This window comes from Patescibacteria group bacterium (assembly GCA_024654625.1).
GTDB lineage: Bacteria > Patescibacteriota > Minisyncoccia.
In genome coordinates, this window is the sequence record JANLHB010000012.1 from 1 (window position 1) to 4,121 (window position 4,121).

Below are 4,121 nucleotides of genomic sequence, written 5' to 3' on the forward strand. Positions count from 1 at the left end.
TGCCGAGTTACTTGCAATATTATTGCGAGTTGGGGTTAAAGGGAAAAGTGCTGTTGATTTAGCCAGGCAAATAATCAGAGAGGCAAAGGGTCTGAGAGGCCTGGACAAGCTGGATGCAAAAGATCTGTACAGCATTAAGGGTCTGAGTCATGCAAAAATCGCGCAAATAAAAGCATCTGTAGAGTTGGGAAAAAGGATACTTGAGGAAGAGAGGAAGATAGAAGGTATAGCCTCATCATCAAGGAAAGCATATGATCTGCTTTTTCCAAGGATGAGGGACCTGAAAAAAGAAGTTTTCAAGGTAATATTCCTTAACAGCCAAAACCAGGTCATAGATATCGTTACCGCACATGAGGGCACGGTAACGATGAGCAATGTGTATGTAAGAGAGATTATCAATCTGGCAAATAAATTTGGCGCGGCAGCCATGATCTTCTCGCATAACCATCCATCCGGTGAACCAAAGCCAAGTAACGAAGACGAAGGGATTACTGAAGAACTTGTCTTTGCCGGCAGGATTATGAAAATAAAAGTATTAGATCATATTATAATAGGTGAGAAGAGATATTTTAGCTTTGCGGATGAAGGTTTGATAAAACGCTATAATACAAATTATGATATGAAGAAATAAAAACTGAATAGGAATTCCTTATTGGATAATATTACAATAGTGGTGTTATCTATAAACTTATCAATTACTTGTTAGGGTAAAAATTCTAGAATTGAACGGAGAAAAATAATATATGAATGTATTTGTTTTCCAGAGTGTACCTGAGCGCTATGACCTTCGAGAAGCTATTTCTCCAGGGGCTAAAGACACATGGTATGCGACGAGATATCGAAACAAAATGAATCCTGGGGATTTGGTGTTCTTTTGGATGGCTGGTGATGAACATTTTAGAGGACTATATGGATGGGGAAAAATTATTTCTACACCATATTTAAAAAGTGGATGGGAAAGTCACGGGGTAGACGTATCATATGAAGTAAGATTTTACGATGGACTACAATTAATAATTTTAACAAATGGATTTCAAAAAAAATCCCAGAAAACACCTAAACGTGAAATCGAACTTGCCAAAAGCAGAAAGCAAAATTATTTAAAAAGGAGAAAAAAAGATGGATGACCTTGAAAAGTACATTAGCAAACGGAAAAAAAGAAGTCTAGAATTTGCAAAGGATTTTGAATCCGGATATAACGATTTCAAAATAGGAGTTATGTTAAAGCAAGCCAGAGAAGAGGCAGGAATTACACAAGAAAATTTAGCAAAAAAATTACATACAAGAAAATCTGCCATTTCCAGAATTGAGAATCAATCCAAAGATATACGGTTGTCAACATTAGAAAAATTCGCTGAGGCAGTAGGAAGGCAAATTAAAGTAGAGATAATATAATAAAAGACAACAAGCACATGAAGCCAACCACAAATAACTATGCAATTTAATGTTTATTGTGGCTGCTGTTCCAAGCCTCTATTGCAGGCTTGCCGCACAGGTGCTGGTTGCTTATGAGGGACGTTACGCATGCAAGTCAACAAAAGCAATAGTTGGAAAGAGAAGAGATACCCTGCCTTTGATGACCTTATTAAAGTATGTTTGGATTATATAAAACGTACCTAACCGTTTTGGTTCAAGCTGGCAAGCCTGAACCAGCGGTATGAAAAAGTTTTTTATCTGTGTTGATTTGCGAAAATCTGCGTTCCATTATTATAAACTTACACATTAATAGCATGATATCCCACATCAACATGGATTATTTCTCCTGTAATACCACTTGCTAATTCACTGCATAAGAAGGTCGAAGTCCATCTTGAAAGCAGAAGATACAATTTTTAGTTATTAAAGATATGTTTTTTGTAAAGAGAGTCAATACAGGAGATGACTATTGTCGTCCAGTTTTAAATTGTTTTTCGTGTAATATCTGGTAAATTTTAAGTGAATCTTTAGCAAGTCCGCATACCATGCCTGATTGCATCGTTAGGAAAGAGCAATATCGATCTTATAAATTTAAGTAAAAATTGAGGAAATAATGGAAATAATAATGAAGATAAAAGATGTTCCGAAAATATTACGATTAAGCGTACCGGAAAAGATACTTTTTGTGGAAGATCTCTGGGATAGTATCTCCTCTATTGAGTCAGAGATTCCTGTGCCAGAAAGTCATAAGAATGAACTAGACCATCGATTGGAAAAACATTATTCTCCTGGCGAACTCTTGTCTATTAAAGAATTGCAAACACGCATTGAAAAAAGGAAATGATTTATTAAGAGTTAGGGAAGAGTTAGAGGGTCGGGCCGCGCTAACTATTTGAAAAGATTGAACTTTAGCCCTCAAGTAGGGATGTTTTTGGTCCAATAACGACTTTTATAGGGGCAAAAAGAACAATATTAACGGACTACGCATTGCATATCAAAAACTAGCCGAATTATCAGGTTTTGATAACTATGATGGATTTAGAAAATCTCATAAAGAATGGGTTAATGAACTGCTGAAAGATGGTGTTAATTCTCGGCGGGGTGAGTGGACTGAAAGCATAGCTGTGGGAAGCGAATCTTTTATTGAAGAGATAAAAGAAAAACTTAATGTCCGGGCCAAAGGAAAGAAAGCTATTGGGGGCAGGGACAGCCTTTCAGCTAAGAGAGCCTGTTAGTTAGTTTTTTTGTTGGGATTTTTGTTGATTTAATTACCGTATCAATTTACGATGTTAAAGTGATACGTTTAGGACAAGACCTTTCTTCTTATGTTCAAAGACTGTGACTTGAAAAAAGAAGGGGTCAAACTATTTTCCACACAACCTGATAGGAGAAGAAGTATGGCAATTATTTCTATGTTTTACGGGATTATTGTGTCTATGTATTTCTTTGATAATAAACAGCACAAGACGCCGCATGTTCATGTCAAATACCAAGATCAGGAAGGAGTTTTTTCAATTCCGGATGGCGAGCTAATTGCCGGAGAACTTAAGACAAATAAGAAGAGCCTAGTTCAAGCATGGATAGAAATTCATAAAGATGAGTTGATGGCAGATTGGGAGCTTGCGGTAAATGGCCAGGAAATATTCAAAATTGATCCTTTAAAGTGAGGTTTTATGATGAATCCAAGAGTGAAAGAAGTATATCCAGACCAGAATTATACAATTAAAATAGTTTTTGACAATGGAGAAGAAAAATTATTTGATGTTAGCCCTTACCTTGATAAAGGCATTTTTCGTGAATTAAAAAATAAAAATCTTTTTGCAACGGTTAAGCCATTTCTCGGTAGCGTTCAATGGAAAAATGGTCAGGATTTTTGCCCTGATACCTTGTATGTGGAGGGCAAGTCCTTCACTATGGGAAGATGATTGGCTCTGCGTTGTGATCACTGTAGGTTCAATCATCTTGATTGAACCTAAACATTTTGGTTCAGGCTTTCAGCCGGAACCATCGGCAGGATAAATTCTTTTATCTGTGTTGATTTGCGAAAATCTGCGTCCCATTATTATAAACTTACACTCCGACCGCATGGTATCCCGCGTCAACGTGAAGGATTTCTCCGGTAATTCCACTTGCTAATTCACTGCATAAAAAAGTGGCGGTATCACCTACTTCACTCGTCGTTATGTTTCGCTTCAAAGGCGCCTTTTCTTTCATGCCTTCGTACATATCCGAGAAGTTTTTTAAGCCCCTGGCGGCCAGGGTCCTCATCGGACCGGCAGAGATTGCATTCACACGAATGTTCTTTGGGCCTAAATCTACTGCTAAATACCGAATGCTCGATTCAAGCGCGGCTTTGGCAACACCCATTACATTGTAATTTTTTACGGCTTTTTCTCCGCCGATATATGAAAGCGCGATTACGGCTCCACCGCGTACTTCCATCAATGGTAATGCGCTCCTGCATAACGCAATTAAAGAGTAACAGCTTATGTCCAGGGCAAGCTTAAACCCATCACGTGATGTATTGATAAACCCATTAGAGAGATCCTCTTCTTTCGCAAATGCGGGAGTGTGTACCAGCCCATCAAGGGCATCAACGTTGTTGTCCAATCGCTCAAAGAGTTTATCTATATCTTCATCGGAAGTGACATCGCACTCTCCTAAATCTATTGCGTCTAAAGGTTCGAATAATTGCCTGACTTCAT

7 protein-coding genes and 1 pseudogene are annotated in these 4,121 nt (G+C 37.9%); 6 read left to right on the forward strand and 2 right to left on the reverse strand.

The window, feature by feature from the left end:
- The 3 genes from radC to NUV40_00875 all read left to right on the forward strand — a co-directional run.
- A partial coding sequence (gene radC, locus NUV40_00865) for a DNA repair protein RadC (protein MCR4342438.1) occupies positions 1 to 631 on the forward strand: 631 nt, incomplete at its 5' end.
- Positions 632 to 743: 112 nt separating this feature from the next.
- Positions 744 to 1,127 carry an EVE domain-containing protein gene (locus tag NUV40_00870; protein MCR4342439.1) on the forward strand — a complete coding sequence of 128 codons (384 nt, stop codon included), beginning with the start codon at positions 744 to 746 and terminating at the stop codon, positions 1,125 to 1,127.
- Positions 1,120 to 1,395, forward strand: a complete 276-nt coding sequence (locus NUV40_00875) for a helix-turn-helix transcriptional regulator (GenBank protein MCR4342440.1) — start codon at positions 1,120 to 1,122, stop codon at positions 1,393 to 1,395. Before NUV40_00870 ends, NUV40_00875 begins: the two co-directional genes overlap by 8 nt.
- 320 nt (positions 1,396 to 1,715) lie before the next feature.
- On the opposite strand, the pseudogene NUV40_00880 reads toward NUV40_00875, so the two are convergent.
- Positions 1,716 to 1,805 (reverse strand): annotated as a pseudogene (locus NUV40_00880) (SDR family oxidoreductase).
- 236 nt (positions 1,806 to 2,041) lie between these two features.
- Here NUV40_00880 and NUV40_00885 point away from each other — a divergent pair.
- The 3 genes from NUV40_00885 (at position 2,042) to NUV40_00895 (ending at position 3,341) form a co-directional block, all read left to right on the forward strand.
- Positions 2,042 to 2,260 carry an addiction module protein gene (locus NUV40_00885; protein MCR4342441.1) on the forward strand — a complete coding sequence of 73 codons (219 nt, stop codon included), beginning with the start codon at positions 2,042 to 2,044 and terminating at the stop codon, positions 2,258 to 2,260.
- 553 nt (positions 2,261 to 2,813) lie between these two features.
- The gene (locus NUV40_00890) at positions 2,814 to 3,083 is read left to right on the forward strand and encodes a DUF4160 domain-containing protein (protein MCR4342442.1); all 270 of its coding nucleotides are present in this window, start codon (positions 2,814 to 2,816) and stop codon (positions 3,081 to 3,083) included.
- A gap of 9 nt (positions 3,084 to 3,092) precedes the next feature.
- Positions 3,093 to 3,341, forward strand: coding sequence for a DUF2442 domain-containing protein (locus NUV40_00895; GenBank protein ID MCR4342443.1), 249 nt, complete (start codon positions 3,093 to 3,095; stop codon positions 3,339 to 3,341).
- A gap of 145 nt (positions 3,342 to 3,486) precedes the next feature.
- Here the strand turns inward: NUV40_00895 and NUV40_00900 are convergent.
- Positions 3,487 to 4,121 (reverse strand): SDR family oxidoreductase (locus NUV40_00900; protein ID MCR4342444.1); only part of this gene is annotated, 635 nt, incomplete at its 5' end.

Coding starts and splice junctions, on each gene's coding strand:
- NUV40_00870 (MCR4342439.1), top strand. CDS start 744: ATGAATGTATTTGTTTTCCAGAGTGTACCTGAGCGCTATGACCTTCGA.
- NUV40_00875 (MCR4342440.1), top strand. CDS start 1,120: ATGGATGACCTTGAAAAGTACATTAGCAAACGGAAAAAAAGAAGTCTA.
- NUV40_00885 (MCR4342441.1), top strand. CDS start 2,042: ATGAAGATAAAAGATGTTCCGAAAATATTACGATTAAGCGTACCGGAA.
- NUV40_00890 (MCR4342442.1), top strand. CDS start 2,814: ATGGCAATTATTTCTATGTTTTACGGGATTATTGTGTCTATGTATTTC.
- NUV40_00895 (MCR4342443.1), top strand. CDS start 3,093: ATGAATCCAAGAGTGAAAGAAGTATATCCAGACCAGAATTATACAATT.